The organism is Sessilibacter sp. MAH3 (assembly GCF_054658275.1).
This window is the reverse complement of record NZ_BAAGIE010000006.1, coordinates 100,138-118,331: the sequence shown is the minus strand read 5'-3', so window position 1 is coordinate 118,331 and position 18,194 is coordinate 100,138. Positions and strand designations below refer to the sequence as shown.

The following is an 18,194-nucleotide window of genomic DNA, read 5'->3' as shown; positions in this document are numbered from 1 at the left end:
TTTCACGCTGGCAAACTTAAAGCACATTTTTAGGGGATAAATATGAAATTAGTTACCGCGGTTATCAAGCCGTTCAAATTGGACGCTGTTAGAGAGGCTCTATCCGATATCGGTGTTCAGGGTATTACGGTTACTGAAGTGAAAGGCTTTGGTCGCCAAAAAGGTCACACCGAGTTGTACCGCGGCGCGGAGTATGTTGTTGACTTCCTGCCGAAGACCAAACTCGAAGTAGCGGTTTCCGATGATCAACTAGAAGCAGTTGTTGAGGCCGTTAGCAAAGCCGCTCACAGCGGCAAAATCGGAGATGGCAAAATCTTCGTTTCAAACCTAGAACAGGTCATTCGAATTCGTACTGGTGAGTCTGGCGAAGACGCGCTGTAAGCAGCTAGTTAATGCTGAATTTTGTTTTAAAAAATCGATAAATTGGAGCCTTGGGGATCTGCTATGGAAAACAATGTTTATGAACTCCAGTACGCTCTGGACACATTCTATTTTCTTGTGTGCGGAGCGTTAGTGATGTGGATGGCGGCGGGTTTTGCCATGCTGGAGTCAGGCTTGGTTCGCGCCAAAAACACCACTGAAATTCTTACCAAAAACGTCGCGTTATTCGCAATCGCTTGTACCATGTATTTAGTGTGTGGTTACGAATTTATGTACGGCGGCGGTTATTTCCTAACTGGAACTGATAGCGTCGCTTCTATGACAGAAGAAGCGATTGCCGGCGTTCTTTCATCTCAAGCAGATTTCCGCAATGGTGTTGAAGACTCTTCTCTACCTTATTCAGGTGCTTCAGATTTCTTCTTCCAAGTAGTATTCGTTGCTACCGCTATGTCGATTGTTTCTGGTGCAGTTGCTGAGCGTATGAAGCTTTGGGCGTTCTTGTTGTTCGCAGTTGTTATGACCGGCGTTATCTATCCAATGGAAGGTGGCTGGACTTGGGGCGGTAACTCTGTATTTGGTTTGTTCGAGCTAAGCTATAGCGACTATGCGGGTTCTGGTATCGTTCACTTGGCAGGTGCCGCAGCAGCGCTTGCGGGTGTGCTTGTACTTGGTCCACGTAAAGGTAAATACGGTCCTAACGGTGAAATCAACGCGATCCCAGGTGCAAACCTACCTTTGGCAGCTCTAGGTATGTTCATTCTTTGGATGGGTTGGTTCGGCTTCAACGGTGGTTCTACTTTACAGCTATCTGCCATTGGCTCTGCAAACGAAGTAGCAAGTGTATTCTTAAATACTAACGCAGCTGCTTCTGGTGGTTTAATTGCGGCTCTACTTGTTGCGCGCATCTTATTTGGTAAAGCAGACTTAACCATGGCTCTTAACGGTGCCTTAGCTGGTTTGGTGGCGATTACCGCAGAACCTGCTGATCCATCGCCTTTGCTAGCAACCATTATTGGTGTTATTGGTGGCGTATTGGTTGTGTTCAGCATTCTTGCTTTGGATAAATTGAAAATCGACGATCCTGTCGGCGCAATTTCCGTTCACGGTGTGGTTGGTATTTGGGGTGTGTTGGCAGTTCTATTGTCAGACTCAGATGCAACCTTCAGTGGCCAAATCGTAGGCCTACTAACCATCTTCGTTTGGGTATTCGTAACAAGCTTGGTTGTTTGGTACATCATCAAATTAATCATGGGTGTTCGCGTAAGCGAAGAAGAAGAGTTTGAAGGTGTTGATATCTCTGAATGTGGTATGGAAGCGTACCCTGAGTTCACTGGAAAATAATTTCCCATTCTGCAAAAAAAAGCCCGCTTAATGCGGGCTTTTTTGTTCTAACATCTCGGTGTTTTTAAACACAACTTTAATCTAGATCAGTTAAATTATTCATCAGTGCTATTAGATAGTAGTTGAATAGATAGTAGTTGAATAGATAGTAGTTGAATAGATAGTAGTTGAATAGATAGTAGTTGAATAGATAGTAGTTGAATCTGGCTTCTGATTTGAAGCTATTTAAAAGGTTGGATTTAGGAATTAACTGGTTGTGGGTCGGTCGTACAGGCAGTCCGTTGTTGCAAGACTGGAAATCGGAGATAATTCTGTAAGCGCACAATCCCCGGTTCTGGAAATCGCGTCATTGTATGTTAAGGTTTAACAAATAGGCGCATAATATTATTACCAACGCTTAAACTTCGGACAGTGCGTAAGGCCAAACAAGTAAGAAAAATTACTATAAAGGATACATAAATGAAGTTGATCACCGCTGTTATCAAGCCATTTAAACTCGATGATGTACGCAGTGCTTTGTCTGAAGTCGGTGTACAAGGTATGACCGTAACCGAAGTGAAAGGATTTGGTCGCCAAATGGGTCACACCGAACTCTATCGCGGTGCTGAGTATGTGGTTGATTTTCTGCCTAAGGTAAAAATTGAACTGGCCGTTGATGACTCTGTGGTCGAGCAAGCGGTGGACGCGATTACTAAAGCTGCGCAAACCGGTAAAATTGGTGATGGTAAAATCTTTATTACCTCACTTGATGAGATTGTACGTATCAGAACCGGTGAAACTGGCGCAGACGCGGTTTAACTTCGGTACCTACCTGCTGCTTCCCGTAACCTGCGGGAAGCTTTATCTACCTTTACGTCCTAAAAGACGGCCCTTCTTTTTGCGCATTAAATCGTCTGATATTCAGGATTTTTTCTACTCGCCGCTAATATTCGAAGACTGCTAATATCGCGTCCTTACTCAGGTTTTTAGATATACATTTTTTAGCTTTTTATTATGCTTTTTATAAATAAAAAAACTAAAAAATATCGATGAAAACTGAGTAAAAATTCCAAAAGTTGCGCTATAAATACTGTTCTTAATACCAAGCACTCATATTTGTAACCGCTGATTTGTATTTTAAAAGGTGATATATGGTCGACGAAGCTGTAGATGAATTCGAAGATGATTCTGCGGACATTGAAGCCGGCTCTGATGATGATCTATCTGAGTCTGCATCCGAATCTGAATCAGATAGCGACTCTCATGACATAGATGTTGATTATAGTTTGACGGCGAAAGAGAAAGAACGCCTAGAACTTCAACAGCAAATTGAAGAATTTCTTTCTCGTGGCGGAAAAATCAATCATATTGAGTCTAATGTGACTGGTGATCCTCCACAAAAACCTTCGAGTAATTACGGTAGCCGACCGATATAGTCACTCGTTGCCACAGATAGGCATTTTTGCTTATCTGTGGCGGTCAGTTCTCTAGTACTCTTGGCAAGCAACGATTCAGCACTTCGGCAATATAGCTTAAAAACAAAGTGCCCATGCTGGAGCGGTAATAATTGGGGTCTGAGTTGGCAATGGCGAGCACACCCAACGGGTATCCATTTGATAGCGGTGTTACTGCGCAGGATCCAATTTGAGCGTAGTTCTTTGGGAAGAGCTCCGCAAGGTCTTCCGGAGAGAATTGCCCACACAGGGTTTTGTTTAGGCGGACAAATCTGGGTAACATTCTTTGCGCACTTTTTAGCGACATTACACGCGCTGGACCGATCCGCTCATCTCCCGATTCTGAAAACACGATTAAGCTGGTGTATTGCACCCGAAAGTCACTATCGAAACTGTAGTGAAGTGCATCAACTAAATCGCCGAGATCTTCTGCTTCAAGTAAACCTAGAACCAAACGTCGAGTCTTATCAAACAAGATATCGTTATCGCGGGCATTTTCGACAAGATCATTCAGTCGGTGGCGCAGTTCAACGTTTTTATCTCGCAGTACACTGATTTGTTTTTCAATCAACGAAATTGCCGAACCGCTGTCATGGGGCAATCGTATGGACTGTAATAGCTGAGAGTGCTCAATAAAAAAATCGGGATTCTGTTTTAAAAACTCAGCAACCGTAGCCGGTTGCAACGTATTTGGGTCTAGATTCTCGCTCATATTCTTACCTGGCCATGGTATACGGTAACCGCAGGTCCGGTCATATAAAGAGGGTGGCCTACACCTTGCCACTGAATTTTTAGATCACCGCCTCTTAGGTGTACGGTCACATTGTTGTCGAGCTTGCCTTGCACAATGCCGCAAGCAACCGCGGCGCAAGCGCCTGTGCCACAGGCTAAAGTCTCGCCAACACCGCGTTCAAAGACGCGATATTTCACTTCGGTTCGTGACATTACTTGAGCAAAGCTAACGTTCACCTTTTCTGGAAAATCTGGATGGCACTCTATTTTAGCGCCAAGGGTTTGAACCGGAGCTGTTTCTGTATCATTAATAAATAATACCGCGTGTGGATTGCCCATTGATACCGAACCGATCTCGTATTGCTGATCATCTACGATGATTGGGTAGCTCGTTAACTGTTCGGGCGCGGCAAATGGGATCTTGTGAGGTGCCAAAATGGGTTCACCCATATTAACCCGCACGGTTTCATCTTTATTAACTTCCAAAATCATGACTCCGGCGCAAGTCTCTACCGAAATTCTCGATTTGCCGGTGAGTTTTCGCTCGCGAACAAATTTTGCGAAACAGCGAGCGCCGTTACCGCAATTTTGTACCTCACTGCCGTCAGAGTTGAAGATGCGATATTTAAAATCGATGTCAGGAGTGGTTGGGTGATCAACGACGAGCAGTTGATCGCAGCCAATACCAAAACGACGATCACACAGTTTTCTAACGTTCTCGGCGGTTAAATTGGGGCGCTGACTGATTGCATCGATCATGACAAAGTCATTACCCAAGCCATGCATTTTAGTAAATCGAATTCTCATGATTAGGCGTTACCAACCAATTCGCCACGAATAAGATCGTCGAAGCTTTCACGCTGGCGAATAACTCGCGATGTGTCACCGTCAACGAGCAGCTCGCAGGCTCTGGGCCGACTGTTGTAATTTGAACTCATGCTAAAGCAATAAGCGCCAGCACCAAACATTGCCAAATAATCTCCCGCAGAGATTGCTAGGGTTCTGCCTTTTGCTAAGAAGTCTCCGGTTTCGCAAACCGGGCCGACAATATCCCATGTGTCTGGTGCCGCGTCACTGGATCGTACTGGACGAATTTCTTGCCACGCTTGATAAAGCGATGGTCGGATGTTGTCGTTCATCGCAGCATCAACAATAGCGAAGTTCTTCTCGGTGGTAGGTTTTAAGTATTCTACTTTGGTAACCAAAATACCGGCGTTGGCGACAATAGCTCGACCCGGTTCAAGCATCAGACTTACCTTTAAATCTTTAAGCTTGGCAAGAATTGGCGACAGGTAATCTGCAACCGCAGGAGGAGTTTCGTCTTTGTAGGTAACACCCAAACCACCGCCTAAATCGACGTGTTTTAATACAATGCCATGATTTTTTAGCTGCTCAACCAGTACGAGAATTCGATCGGTCGCGTCTAAAAATGGAGTCGCTTGTGTTAGTTGCGAGCCAATGTGGCAGTCGATACCGACAATCTCAATTCCAGGAAGCGCCTTTGCTTTTAAATATACGTCGATGGCGCGATTGAACTCGATACCAAATTTATTTTCTTTAAGCCCCGTAGAAATGTAAGGGTGTGTTTTCGCATCTACGTCGGGATTTACACGCAAAGAGATTTTTGCGGTTTTACCTTCACCGACGGCAACATCACTCAAACGCTCAAGTTCGGCCTCAGATTCGACATTAAAGCACGCAACACCGACCTCTAAGGCGCGTTTCATTTCTTGTACCGACTTACCCACACCAGAGAACACGATCTTGGCCGGATCGCCGCCAGCTTTGAGAACTTTCTCCAGCTCACCCAATGAAACAATATCAAAGCCACTGCCGAGATCGGCCAGAACTTTCAAGATAGAAAGGTTGGAGTTAGCTTTAACGGCGTAACAAATCAGTGATGGAAAATCACCCAGTGCGTTTTTAAATTCGTTAAACGCTTGTGTGATAGCCGTTTGGCTGTAGATGTACAAAGGTGTTCCGTAGGCTTTGGCAAGTTCAGCGACAGATAGGTTGTCTACGAACAGCGCACCGTTATTCTCGGTGAATTGGGTCATGATTAATCCGGTAAAGCAAAAAGTTCAGGTCTAAATAAGTCTGGGCAAAACGTTATTTTGAGGTGGTTTTTGGTGTTTCTGGTTTGTCTTCGGGTAAATAAAGCGGGCCGGTTTGGCCACACCCAGACACTACAACGCAGTACACCAGCACGGTTGTCGCCAATGCGAGCCGTTTAGCGAACGTTAAACGCATATTTCGAATGCTGGAGAAGAAATTCTTAAACATGTTTTGATGACCACAAAAAATAGCCTCAAAGTATATCAAACGCGCGACAAATGCGCACAATTTGGATGCGGGTTAAGCAATCAGATCTTTGGATTATTTATGGTATGACCGAACTGAAAGGAAGAAAGAATTGCAGAAGTACTCACTTTCTCTGTAATTTCAGTAGCTTACGATAAGTTGTGTTAATAACACATTTCGGTATTGTGGCAACTCGGGACTGATCAGCGTTTTTGTGCAATGAAAGCTAGCGAACGAGAGTGGAGTTAAGTTTTTGCTCAATATCGTTTTTGACCATCAAATAATGACTTAACAGCAAATCGCCACCGTGATTAATTTGCTCGCGACACAGAGAAATATCCACGTCGGATAGGTAGCAAGGATAGTGTTTATCACCTTTACGCTGAGACAAAATAAATTGCCGAACCGCGGCCACTTGCTGTTGAAGACTGCCGGAAAACTCAAATTGATCGCAAAACAGGCGATAGTGCAATTGATCTGAACCCAGTGGTTCGACAATGGCTTTAACTTCGAACTCCGAAAACGTGGGCGCCCGATGGCTCAATTCCATAGGTTCACAACGATCCCATTGATGATTATTTTGCACGAGCTTATGGAAGCTAATTGGATAATCACAGGCGAAGGGAGTTGCGGCAATATCGGCTCTGCGGTCACTCAACAGAGGTTGTTTGTTCAAAACATTGGTGATGAAGTGTCTGATGGAATGCAGCAGGTTATCTAGGTGGCCAAAGGGAAACTGCAATTGCAGCATGCTCTTGTTGTTATCCACAAAGAATACGCGTGCGCGATGCAGCGCCAACGGCATCACAAAAACATGAATACCTTCGTTCTGACTGTTTTCGATGACCAATCTTAAAGGTGATGTTGGCAACGTGTGGCGATCAAGAGCCAATACCGAATTTTTACTTTGAGGTCTTTGCAGGCCAGCGTTAAGTTGGTCGAGACTGTTGAAGGTGTCTACGTGAGGTTTATTGGGGAAAGAGCGCAGTACATGGTACTTGCCACCGGTTTGAAAGACATAACGTAGGCCAACCTCTGGGCCGCGTTGACGCTGGCGGTGCAGTTGCTCCAGTAGGTCTTTTAAAAATACCTTAAGACGGTCGCAAATGGCGTAGTTAAACTCTCCATGCGGGCTTTGTACAAAAACCTCCGGAGCACTTTGTTCAACGGGCTGATTGTAGTGAATCTGCAAATAGCGTTTTGCCAGTTCTGACACGGCGTTTTGCGTGAAGCTTTGACAAACGACCTCGTTCCAACTGTTCACATACACAAGCTCAATGGTTTGAACGATATTAAGATGATCTTTGCCGTAGCTGAAAACATCTTTCGAATCGGCATTGCTGCGCTGATCTTTACTCAGCTCTACCGTATTCGATAGGTTCGCAAATACCAAAAATTGCGTAACCGTAGGAAATGTTAAAAATTGCGTGTGTTTTGGTTTTACCAATGGCAACGGAATACACGCTTTGAGCGCACTCATAAATTGTAGAATGTGGCTTTGTTGTAAGCTTTTATCGCGAACAATCACCTCAGATTCCGTTGTATAAACCCCGTTTAAATAACACCAGCAAAGCAGCTCGCTAAGGCTGTGAGTTTGCTTAAGCAAAAAGTTAATGGTGGGTGAGGTGGTCTTGGTTGGCAGACCAAACACTTGCCAAGAATCGACGGTGTCGGTGTGTTCTGTTCGCTTGAACAGTAAAAAGCGCTCGCTGATGTCAGCGGAAATATCTGGGTTAATTAATTCTATCTTGCCGGCGCGGCGATCAAAGGCAGCATTGAGCTTTCTACCCAGAATGCTCATCTCTTCTTGCGTAACAACACTTTCTAAGCCCAGGCGTGCGCTAAAATCGCAAATGTAGCGATAACTGCGGTTGAGCTCCTGCACCAGATTTTGCTTTTCAAGATTAGTCTGATTAGCCTTCCATTTGTTACGCGTATCTAAGCGTGCTAACTGTCGGTGTTGCCAACCCCAGCCGTGCACGAGTTCTTGCAGTAATCGCCATTGCCAACCAAGAGAGGAAGGTTTTTGCGTTAGCGGACAATGCGCTAAAAAATACAAACTACGGCGCACCAACTCTAAGCGTTTGCGTTCTTTTCTACCTTTTAGATAGTTATCAACACGCTGATAGAGTGCCAAATAAGGATCGAGTCGATTTAAATGCGTCTCGCCTTCGTAGACCTTTTCTTTAAATTCGATCCCCAAACTTTTAATTCGTGGAAATTCGCTCAAATAGACTTCTAACAACAACAGTTTTAGCACCGATTTGTAGGGTGCTTCTATGCCTTTAAAGAGCTGCCAAATTCCGGCGCCCACAAATTCTTCTACGGGAACGCTGGCAATCGATCCAAAATCGATAACATCGTTTTTATCTACAATACCGGTTCTTATCAGGCTTTGACTAAAGTGATCGTAGTGACCTTCAAATTGGGGTGGAACAAACCACCACATGGGCACGCGGCCACCGAGCCAAATGGCGGAACGATAAAACTCGTCGAGCAGTAAAAACTGCTGACAGCTACCGCTGGATTCATTATCTAAGTCGGCAAGATTGCCGGTTTTAAAGGCGTCGCTCGACATTACAAAGCAGTGCAGCTCAGCGCCGAAGGCCTCTGCCCAGCGGCTAATGCGATCACCTTTTTGTTGCAGCAGTTTTCTACCGTTGTCATCGAGTTGCGGAGAATGGCAAATCCACAAATCGATATCGCTGCGTCCACCATGAATGATGCTGCCTACACTACCCATCACAAACAAGGCTTGAATTTGCGCATCGTGGCTGGGTTCTTCGAACGAAAAATCGTTCGCTAAACGTTTAATAGCGAGCTTGTTACGATTGGTGATCGAAAAACCGTGCAGACCGGATGGCGTGTGAGAGCCCACATACCCAGGCAAAGCGGGATGATTGTAGTGAAACAGCGCCGCCAACGTGTCGAGAACCACCTGCTGGCGTTCGTTTAATTCCAGACGCGTGCGCGCCAACTTTTCTTCGCTGATGGAAAGAAAGCGGTTTTTTAGCTCGGTGATACGTTTTGCATCTAAACCGTGCTGAACCTGTGGGTTGGCGATGGGTTGATTCATAAGTGTGAATCTGTTTTGTGCACGCGTGCGATTTATGGAAAGCGCCTTTTACCAAGGGCTCATTTCGGTTCTAGCTCTGGCAATAGCTTGGCGAACCTGGTTGGGTGCGGTGCCGCCAAAATGATCGCGCGCGGCGACCGAGCCCTCTAAGGTCAGAACTTCGAATACATCTTCACCAATAATATCTGAGAATTGTTGTAGCTGTTCGAGCTCCAGTTCGTATAAATCTAAATTCTTTTCAAGCGCAAAGGCAACCGATCGGCCAACAACTTCATGCGCATCTCTAAATGGCAAACCTTTACGAACCAAATAATCGGCAAGGTCGGTAGCAGTGGCGTAGCCACGTTTGGCCGATTCGTACATAGAGTCTTTTTTCGCTTCAATGGCCGGAATCATATCGGCAAAGGCACGTAAACAGTCTTTCACCGTATCAACAGCGTCGAAAACTGGTTCTTTGTCTTCTTGGTTGTCTTTGTTGTAGGCCAAGGGTTGAGATTTCATCAACGTTAAAAGTGCAATCAAATGACCGTGAATACGACCGGTTTTGCCGCGAACAAGCTCGGGTACGTCGGGGTTTTTCTTCTGCGGCATAATGGATGAGCCGGTACAGAAGCGGTCGGGTAAATTGATAAAATTGAATTGTGCCGACGTCCAAAGAATCAATTCTTCAGAGGCGCGTGATAGGTGCGTGAACAAAATGCTCGCAAACGCGCAGAATTCGATGGCGAAATCGCGATCCGATACGGAATCTAACGAATTTTCGGTCGGTTTGCTAAAGCCTAACAGTTCAGCAGTATAAGCGCGATCAATGGGATAACTGGTTCCTGCTAAGGCCGCGGCACCAAGTGGCGATTGATTAAGTCGCTTACGGCAGTCTGTCAAACGGTCGGCGTCGCGTTTGAGCATTTCAAACCACGCCAATAGATGATGACCAAAGGTCACAGGCTGCGCGGTTTGCAGATGTGTAAAGCCTGGCATAATGGTCTCGGCTTCACGCTCGGCCAAGTCTAAAAGGCCGGTCTGTAGGCGCTTTAGTTCTTCGTTAATCAAATCAATTTCAGCGCGAAGGTATAAGCGAATATCGGTTGCGACCTGATCATTACGAGAGCGGCCCGTATGTAGCTTCTTACCCGTAATCCCAATCAACTGAGTTAAACGCGCTTCAATGTTCATGTGCACGTCTTCAAGCTCAACACTCCATTGGAAAGTGCCGTTGGTAATTTCCTCTTCTACCTGACGCAAGCCCGTAATAATTTGGTCGCGTTCCTCATTGGTGAGAACTCCAACCTTAGCGAGCATGGTCGCGTGGGCGATGGAACCTTCGATGTCTTGTTTGTACATGCGTTGGTCAAAATCCACAGAAGCGGTAAAGCGTTGTACAAAAGCGTCGGTAGGTTCGCTGAAGCGTCCGCCCCATTGTTGATTGGTCGATGAGTCTGAAGACATGGATACTGGCCTTGTATTAAGAAAAGCAGTGCAGGGATTTCTTCCCGTGATTCTTGCTCGGATAACGGTTTAAATTCGTTGGCAAACGGATCAGCTTGCGGTTAGTAAAATTCATCAATAGAAAGTAGCGTCAGTGTAGCCATTTAAGTCGAATCAACATAGACGCTAGAGTTTCCGGCGACACACGGATGTGTCGGCAATTTCAAAAACTGTAAGTGATTGAAATTGTGGAGAAATTGGAAATCGCATTGTCAATTTCTGTCCCCTGATTAAATCATGGATGAGTTAATCAGAGATTCTGTTAAGAGTTTAATCAAATTACGCGAATAATTGAATAAACGCCCGCGTAATGACGTAAAGTGAAATGAGTTTTCAAAAAATTACCCGTCGTCACTTTTTTAAAAGCGTTAAATCTTTAATATTAGAATGAATATTAAATTTGGATGATCATAGAGTAGGTTCAAACCTATAAAAATTGGCGCTTAAAATCCATAAATTACCGAATGATCATTTGGAAAAGATCAGCCTTATAAACGAGAAAAATTTGAACAATAAGCCTCGCACGAACAACAGCCATCTTGAGATTTCCTCTCGGAGAAAGCGGCCTTTTATTCCCGACATCTGTTCATTGCAGTCGGTATTATTTTTAGTAATGGGTGCCGAATTAATCGCGTTAGCTTTGGTGCTTGCGCGTTCGTCACTGAGTCATTTCGATTGGCCAATCTTGGGTCAACTGTCGATGCTGGTGCAGTGGATTACGCTTATCAGTGCTGCAATTTTGTGTCGGATTCGCTTTTGGTTGGGCTCAATCACCGAATTAGCGGCAGGTTGCATCAGTTATTTATTGGTTGTGGCGGTTTCGCTTGGGTTTACGGCGCTGTCGCAATGGATGATCTATACCGAAATTAATAGTGATACGCTGGCGAGAACCGGGCTAATCTCGGCCATTATTGGCGGCATTGTATTGCGTTATTTGTATTTGCAGCAGCAGTTGTATTTCCAGCAACAGGCCAGCGCCGAGGCGCAAATCTCAGCGTTGCAGGCGCGGATTCGTCCACACTTTCTATTTAACAGCATGAACTCCATCGTTAGCCTAATTACTCTTGAGCCAGAAAAGGCCGAGAGAGTTACTCTAGATTTGTGCGATCTGTTCCGTGCGAGTTTGGCTAAGCCTGCGCTGGTGAGTTTAACCACCGAGCTAGAACTGGTTGAGCAGTATCTATCGATTGAAAAGTTGCGACTTGATGGCCGGTTGACCATTCGTTGGCAAAAAAGTGGCGATTTCTCCGTTGTGCTCATTCCCAGCATGATTTTACAACCCTTGGTTGAAAATTCGGTCTACCACGGTATCGAGCCAATTCCAGAAGGTGGCGAAATTATCATTGAAGTCGATGCCAGCGCTACCCGTGTAGAAATACGCGTAACTAATCCTTTATTCACTTCACAACGCTCCGCTCGCAAAGGCAATGGTATCGCGTTGGCGAACATTCGCGCGCGTTTGTCGGCTTATTGTCCGGGAGCTTCTACTTTTGAGACAAACGTTAACGACGACACTTATCAAGTCTGTCTAAGCTACGATCCTTCAAAATTGCAAACAGATTTTGCAGAACCCGATTTATTGGGACGTTAATCACTATTAACACGAACTTAAAAACCATAAAAACACAACATCACCTAAGCACAAAAAAATAGAATGTATGGATATTCTGATAGTCGATGACGAACCTCTCGCGCGGGCACGTTTACAAAAAATGCTGGAAAACATCGAAGATTGTTCGGTTGTTGGTGAAGCCAGTAACGGCAATGACGCCTTGTCAGAAATTGAGCGTCTTGATCCCGATTTAATTCTCTTGGATATTCGCATGCCCGGCAAAGACGGCATGGCAGTGGCCAACCAAATTCAGCAGTTAGAAGACCCTCCCGCTATTATTTTCTGTTCAGCGTACGATCAATACGCCCTAGAAGCCTTTGATGTGAAAGCCGTTGGTTATCTGCTAAAACCGGTGCGTGCCGAGCAATTACGAGAAGCTTTAGATAATGCTAAGCGCTTAAATCGCCTTCAGCGCCAACGCCATAATCCAACCTCTGAAAAAGTACCGTCTCGTCAGCACATAGCTGCGAAAACCCATCGCGGTGTGGAATTGATCGAGATTGATACCATTCGATTTTTCAGCGCCGATCAAAAGTACGTCACCGTTGTGCATACCGGCGGTACCACGCTGATTGATGATACTCTTAAAGAATTAGAAACCATGTTCGCAGGATCATTCATTCGTATTCATCGCAATGCGCTGGTCTCCATAAAGCATATCGTTGCGTTAGAACGTAATCTTGATAAAAGTTATCAATTGCTACTGGCAGACTGCGACATCAAGCCAGTGGTTAGCCGCAGGCACTTGGCGGCAGTTAAAGAACTCATGCAACAGTTGTAGTCGTTTCACCAAAGCTTGTGACGCTGTATCATCCGACCTCTTGAGAACGTGTTTTGTCTAGATGCTAGGATTGCAAATGGGCAAAACTTCGAGCATTCAATGAATGAAAGCGATATCGAAAAAAGAGAAAACAGCATGTCACAAGTCTCCGAAACGCCCCATTCTGCGGGCAATGGTAATGGTAAAGTTCTAAGAATTGCCACCCGTGAAAGCGCCCTAGCGATGTGGCAAGCCGAATACGTAAAAGCACGTCTCGAAGAAAGTCATCCCGGTCTTACCGTCGAGCTTTTTCCAATGACCAGTCGCGGCGATAAAATTCTTGATGTTCCTTTAGCCAAGGTTGGCGGCAAGGGATTGTTTGTTAAAGAACTTGAGACTTCTTTGCTCGCTAAAGAAACCGATATCGCTGTGCATTCCATGAAAGATGTGCCCATGGACTTCCCAGAAGGTCTTGGTTTGGCCGTTATTTGTGAGCGCGAAGACCCTCGCGACGCGTTTGTTTCTAATAATTACGAAAGTTTTGAATCTCTTCCTCAAGGCGCCATCGTTGGCACTTCAAGTTTACGCCGACAATGTCAGATCGCATCGGTACGTCCCGATTTAAAAATTGAATTTTTGCGCGGCAATGTCAACACGCGTTTAGCGAAACTAGACAGCGGCATGTACGACGCCATTATTCTCGCGGCGGCGGGCCTGATTCGCCTAGAAATGCCCGAACGCATCCGTGAATTCTTATCCACAGAATTAAGTCTACCGGCAGGCGGTCAGGGCGCTGTGGGTATTGAATGTCGTACCGACGACGAAACAACACTAAAACTGCTTGAACCTCTGCATCACCAAGCAACCGCGCAGCGAGTTATTGCCGAGCGCGCCATGAATCGCCGTTTAGAAGGCGGTTGTCAGGTACCAATCGGTTGTTTTGCCGAACTTGACGGTGAATCATTACGGTTGCGCGGTCTTGTGGGTCGACCCGACGGTACCTTAATGCTGCACGATGAAATTACCGGAACCGCCAGCGAAGCAGAGCAATTGGGCGTGACTTTAGCTGAGCGTTTATTAGAAGCCGGAGCAGGGAAAATTCTGGCAGATGTTTATGGGCACAACGTAGAGTAAATAATCCATACCACACTCTAAAGAAGTATCCGCGGTTTTTCTGACTACCCGGATATTTTTGAATGACGTAGAACCATGACGGAAAAGGATGTAATCACACAATGACGGTTTGGTTAACACGTCCTGAAAAACAAGCGCAAAAAACACTGCAACTTCTGCACAAGGCCGGATTTGAAGTTTGGGTTTGCCCGGTGATGGAAATTGTTCCGATCGCCGATCCCTCCGCTCGTCAGCACGTACGAGATCAAGTAATGAATCTTGATCTCTACCACAAAGCCATTTTTGTCAGCCAAAATGCGGTAGATTATGCCGCTGAAGAAATCGAACAGTTTTGGCCGCAACTTCCTTTAAATACCGAGTTTTATGCGGTCGGTCGTGCAACAGCGAAAGCCGCGCACAAATACAACATTGAAATTGCCTGTGACGTTGGCGACACAATGGACAGCGAATCCTTACTGGCAATTGCCGCCATGCATAATGTACAAGGCCAAAAAGTGCTCATTTTTCGCGGCATTGGTGGGCGCACGACATTAGCAGATGTTTTAACCGCACGTGGTGCGCGCGTGGATTATTGTGAGTTATACGAACGCAGCCAACCGCGTCAAAGCCTACACGCGTTAATAGACCAAGGTTTTGGCCGCAACCGAGACGATATAATTTTGGCGTACAGTGGCGAGAGCTTGGAAAACGTGCATCGAGCCATCAAACATTGTGGATTGACCTCGTTAGTGCATCAGCCGGTGATTGTACCTGGCAAGCGTGTGGCGGAGCTTGCCAAACAATTGGGTTTTTCTCAGGTATTTATCGCAGAAAATGCTACCGACGAAATTATGCTAAAGACCTTATATCACGCCTATGCCATGGTCTCGGGTTAAAGTTTTAACCATAAAATAAGGGAAACTCTGATTAACCTAGAGTTTCTCGCGGCACAAGGATGTGTCCTCTGATTAAATCAAGTATGAGTTAATCAGAGGTTCCTAAGTTTTAAATTTTAAGAGAGTGATTGCGCTACAGCTCAAACGAGATTTGATAATCTTTCTCGAACGATTCAACAAAACCAGAATAAACTGCATTGATGTTTTCTGGGTGAGGACACCAAGTTCATGACCGATAAAAAAGATCTGCAAAATAATTCCGCTTCAACCGAGCCAGAAGCACTTGAAGCCTCAGCACAGGAAAAATCCTCAGCGGAAACATCAGCGCTAGACGCACGAGAATCGGAAAGCACATCAACAGAAACGCAAGAGCCGATTGCTCAAACCGAAACGACTGAAACAGAGGCCGAGACAGCTGCGAGCAGCCCAGAGGAAAATCCTAAAAAAGCCGCGCAGCAACACGACGCACAACAACACGACGCACAACACCACCACTCGAAACAACACCAGCAAAAAACGCGCTCCAGTGTTGTTGGTTTATTGGTGGGATTAAATCTTATCTTGATCCTTGGCGTGATTGCGGCGTTGGTTTTTGGCTATGTATCCATTTCGCCAAAATGGAATCAATTAGAAACCACGGTAGAACAAGCTTCTGAACAAGTACAATCGAGTGACCTCGCTTTAACGCAATTAAATCAAGCGGATACTCAGTTGAATCAAAAGCTGCAAGCTTTGACCGCGTCCGATAAAAATCAACAAGCTACGCTCGACAAACATTTCCAAGAATTACAGCTGCGATTAGATAGCCACAATCAACGTTTACTGGCGCTTTCAAATACCAGCAGAGAAGATTGGCAGTTGGCAGAAGCGCATTATTTAGTGCGTTTGGCAAATCAAAGATTATTGGTTGATCGCAGTGCACGTTCTGCCATTGGCTTAATGGAAGCGGCCGATCAAATATTGCGTGAATTAGCGCTGCCCGATTTATTTGCGGTGCGCGAAGCGCTGGCGCGTGATCTTGCTGCTCTTAAGCTTGCAAATGAAATTGATCGCGAAGGCATTTATTTGCGATTACAAGGTTTAGCCGAAGCGCTTGATCAGCTGCCTACCTTTCAAAAACCGGAATTACATGGCCAGGACATCGATTTATTAGCGGGTGAAGATGCAGCCGCAGAAGAAACGCAAACCTGGTGGCAAATGACCAAGGGTTGGTTTGTTTCCGCGGGTCGTTGGTTTGGTGAGGTGAGTCGCCCTTACCTTCAAATTCAGCATCACAACGAGCCCGTCGGACCTCTCTTGCCTCCTTCGTCGGTGGGTTATCTTCGACAAAACCTGCGTTTCTCACTGGAACAAGCGCAACTCGCTTTATTGCGTGAAGAAACCGCTATTTATCAAGCCGCGTTGAGCCAGGCCGAAAACATTGTGACCGAATATTTTCCCGAGTCCAGTCCGGCTAAATCTCTGTTAACCGAAATTGCCGAATTAAAATTACAAACCGTAGAGCAAAATCTACCGACAATTTTTACATCCCAACAACAACTTCAAGCTTATCTTGATCAATTTCATCGCTTAAATTCTGAGGAAGATCTTTCCAAAGACGGAGAGCAGCAATGAAAAGTCGGATCATAAAAATATTACTGATTATTTTAGCGGTTCTTGTCGGTGGGTATTTTCTCAATAAATTTATACTAGCAACGCCCGGATATGTCTTAATTTCGTTAGGAAAAACCACAGTAGAAGTGAATTTTTGGTTTGCTGTGGTTATGCTGATTGCGTTTTTAATTGCCTATAAATACCTCAAAAAAGCCGCTTTATTTATGGTGCGCGTTTTTAAGCGGGTCTTAGGAATTAAATCTCAACAAAAACTTATGCGTCAAACCTCCCAAGGTGTTATTGAATATCTGGTTGGCAATTACGAAATTTCTAGAAAACTGTTACTGCGTTCTGCCAATCGCTCGCCCATGCCTGAAATTAATTTAATGGTTGCCGCCTATGCAATGCAAAAGCTGGGTAATAGCGAAAAAGCACTGGAAATACTCGATGAATCTCAACAATACAATACCGGGGTATTGGCCATTCGCTTGGCTAAGTCGGAAATCTTAGAAGAACAAGGTCGTCACAGCGAAGCTATTGAATTATTAGAGTCTGACGACGAGCTCACTGGTAATGTATTAATTCAGGAGCGCCTTTGCAGTCTGTATGCCGAGGCTGGGCAGTGGCAAAACGTTAAGCAAATTTTACCGAAAATCAAAAAGCAACTCACCGAATCCAAATGGCATCAGCTGCAAGTTCATTTAACGGAATTTGAATTGGATAATTTAGTTGAACAGTACAGAAATGAAACGCCGGCAAAAATCGCCGAAAAACTGCAAATAAAATGGTTGGAATTACCCACATCCTTACAAACTCACCAGCCATTGTTAATTCATTATGTGAAGTTATTACAGCGACAAAAGGCGTTAAAACTGAGCGAAGATGCGGTGAAAAAATCCATAGAGGCGCGCTGGAACGCGGAGTTAGTTGTGGTTTACGGCCTTTTAGAAAGCGAGAAACCGGACAAACAACTTAAAACCGCAGAGAGTTGGCTTGGTGATCATTCAGACGATGCTGGGTTGTATTTATCGTTGGGAAGAATCTGTTTAAGAAATCACCTTTGGGGTCAAGCAGAGGACTATTTTAAGCAAAGCATTCATTTGGGGGCGCTAAAAGAGGCAGCCGCTGAATTGGCGAGACTCTATGAGAGCATGGGTAAATCTAAGGAAAGTCTAGAGGTTTTAAAGCAATCGTATTTGTCCTGTGAACCGCCGCTACCACAATTACCCATGCCAGGAGTCAAACATTAATTTCATTCGCTGTTTTTAAAAGACGTTATTCTGAAGGATGTAACTTACCGAAAACTCTTATTAATCCAGAGTTTCTGGCAGCACATGGATGTGTCACTAGGTTCAAGAATACTAGGTGACTGGCGTTGTGAAAAAATTGAAAATGCGATTTTCAATTTTTATTATTTGATTAAATCACAGATACGGTAATCCGCAGTCACATACGCTAGCAGTGAACGACG

The 18,194-nt window shown here is 45.1% G+C and carries 16 protein-coding genes; 10 read left to right on the top strand and 6 right to left on the bottom strand.

Going from position 1 to position 18,194, the window contains the following annotated elements; translation table 11 throughout:
- Positions 1–42 precede the first annotated feature (42 nt).
- The 4 genes from glnK (at position 43) to ACYQ2C_RS05550 (ending at position 3,137) form a co-directional block, all read left to right on the top strand.
- Complete coding sequence (glnK, locus tag ACYQ2C_RS05565; RefSeq protein ID WP_460047254.1) at positions 43–381, top strand: P-II family nitrogen regulator; 339 nt, start codon at positions 43–45, stop codon at positions 379–381.
- Positions 382–444: 63 nt separating this feature from the next.
- On the top strand, positions 445–1,722 hold the full coding sequence (locus ACYQ2C_RS05560) for an ammonium transporter (RefSeq protein WP_460100485.1): 1,278 nt from the start codon (positions 445–447) through the stop codon (positions 1,720–1,722).
- A 459-nt stretch (positions 1,723–2,181) separates the two neighbouring features.
- Positions 2,182–2,520, top strand: coding sequence for a P-II family nitrogen regulator (locus tag ACYQ2C_RS05555; RefSeq protein ID WP_460047256.1), 339 nt, complete (start codon positions 2,182–2,184; stop codon positions 2,518–2,520).
- 332 nt (positions 2,521–2,852) lie between these two features.
- The gene (locus tag ACYQ2C_RS05550; protein WP_460100488.1) at positions 2,853–3,137 is read left to right on the top strand and encodes a hypothetical protein; all 285 of its coding nucleotides are present in this window, start codon (positions 2,853–2,855) and stop codon (positions 3,135–3,137) included.
- 43 nt (positions 3,138–3,180) lie between these two features.
- Here the strand turns inward: ACYQ2C_RS05550 and ACYQ2C_RS05545 are convergent, their stop codons facing one another.
- The 6 genes from ACYQ2C_RS05545 to argH form a co-directional block, all read right to left on the bottom strand.
- Positions 3,181–3,867: a DUF484 family protein gene (locus tag ACYQ2C_RS05545; protein ID WP_460100490.1), complete on the bottom strand. Its 687-nt coding sequence runs from the start codon at positions 3,865–3,867 to the stop codon at positions 3,181–3,183.
- Entirely contained in the window at positions 3,864–4,694 is an 831-nt protein-coding gene (gene dapF / locus ACYQ2C_RS05540; protein WP_460100493.1) for a diaminopimelate epimerase, read from the bottom strand. Before dapF ends, ACYQ2C_RS05545 begins: the two co-directional genes overlap by 4 nt.
- A gap of 2 nt (positions 4,695–4,696) precedes the next feature.
- Positions 4,697–5,944, bottom strand: a complete 1,248-nt coding sequence (lysA, locus tag ACYQ2C_RS05535; RefSeq protein WP_460100495.1) for a diaminopimelate decarboxylase — start codon at positions 5,942–5,944, stop codon at positions 4,697–4,699.
- Between the two features lie 52 nt (positions 5,945–5,996).
- Positions 5,997–6,170 carry an LPS translocon maturation chaperone LptM gene (gene lptM / locus ACYQ2C_RS05530; protein ID WP_460047261.1) on the bottom strand — a complete coding sequence of 58 codons (174 nt, stop codon included), beginning with the start codon at positions 6,168–6,170 and terminating at the stop codon, positions 5,997–5,999.
- Between the two features lie 244 nt (positions 6,171–6,414).
- Positions 6,415–9,264 carry a class I adenylate cyclase gene (locus tag ACYQ2C_RS05525; RefSeq protein ID WP_460100498.1) on the bottom strand — a complete coding sequence of 950 codons (2,850 nt, stop codon included), beginning with the start codon at positions 9,262–9,264 and terminating at the stop codon, positions 6,415–6,417.
- A 48-nt stretch (positions 9,265–9,312) separates the two neighbouring features.
- Positions 9,313–10,710: an argininosuccinate lyase gene (gene argH / locus ACYQ2C_RS05520; protein ID WP_460100501.1), complete on the bottom strand. Its 1,398-nt coding sequence runs from the start codon at positions 10,708–10,710 to the stop codon at positions 9,313–9,315.
- Positions 10,711–11,254: 544 nt separating this feature from the next.
- Between argH and ACYQ2C_RS05515 the strand changes: the two genes are divergently transcribed.
- The 6 genes from ACYQ2C_RS05515 to ACYQ2C_RS05490 all read left to right on the top strand — a co-directional run bounded on the left by ACYQ2C_RS05515 (position 11,255) and on the right by ACYQ2C_RS05490 (position 17,973).
- Positions 11,255–12,340: a sensor histidine kinase gene (locus ACYQ2C_RS05515; RefSeq protein ID WP_460047264.1), complete on the top strand. Its 1,086-nt coding sequence runs from the start codon at positions 11,255–11,257 to the stop codon at positions 12,338–12,340.
- Positions 12,341–12,407: 67 nt separating this feature from the next.
- On the top strand, positions 12,408–13,142 hold the full coding sequence (locus ACYQ2C_RS05510) for a LytR/AlgR family response regulator transcription factor (protein ID WP_460047265.1): 735 nt from the start codon (positions 12,408–12,410) through the stop codon (positions 13,140–13,142).
- 135 nt (positions 13,143–13,277) lie between these two features.
- Positions 13,278–14,255 carry a hydroxymethylbilane synthase gene (gene hemC / locus ACYQ2C_RS05505; RefSeq protein WP_460100658.1) on the top strand — a complete coding sequence of 326 codons (978 nt, stop codon included), beginning with the start codon at positions 13,278–13,280 and terminating at the stop codon, positions 14,253–14,255.
- Positions 14,256–14,356: 101 nt separating this feature from the next.
- The gene (locus ACYQ2C_RS05500) at positions 14,357–15,130 is read left to right on the top strand and encodes a uroporphyrinogen-III synthase (protein ID WP_460100505.1); all 774 of its coding nucleotides are present in this window, start codon (positions 14,357–14,359) and stop codon (positions 15,128–15,130) included.
- A 228-nt stretch (positions 15,131–15,358) separates the two neighbouring features.
- Positions 15,359–16,744, top strand: a complete 1,386-nt coding sequence (locus ACYQ2C_RS05495; RefSeq protein ID WP_460100508.1) for a uroporphyrinogen-III C-methyltransferase — start codon at positions 15,359–15,361, stop codon at positions 16,742–16,744.
- Positions 16,741–17,973 carry a heme biosynthesis HemY N-terminal domain-containing protein gene (locus tag ACYQ2C_RS05490; protein WP_460047268.1) on the top strand — a complete coding sequence of 411 codons (1,233 nt, stop codon included), beginning with the start codon at positions 16,741–16,743 and terminating at the stop codon, positions 17,971–17,973. Before ACYQ2C_RS05495 ends, ACYQ2C_RS05490 begins: the two co-directional genes overlap by 4 nt.
- Positions 17,974–18,194: the final 221 nt, after the last annotated feature.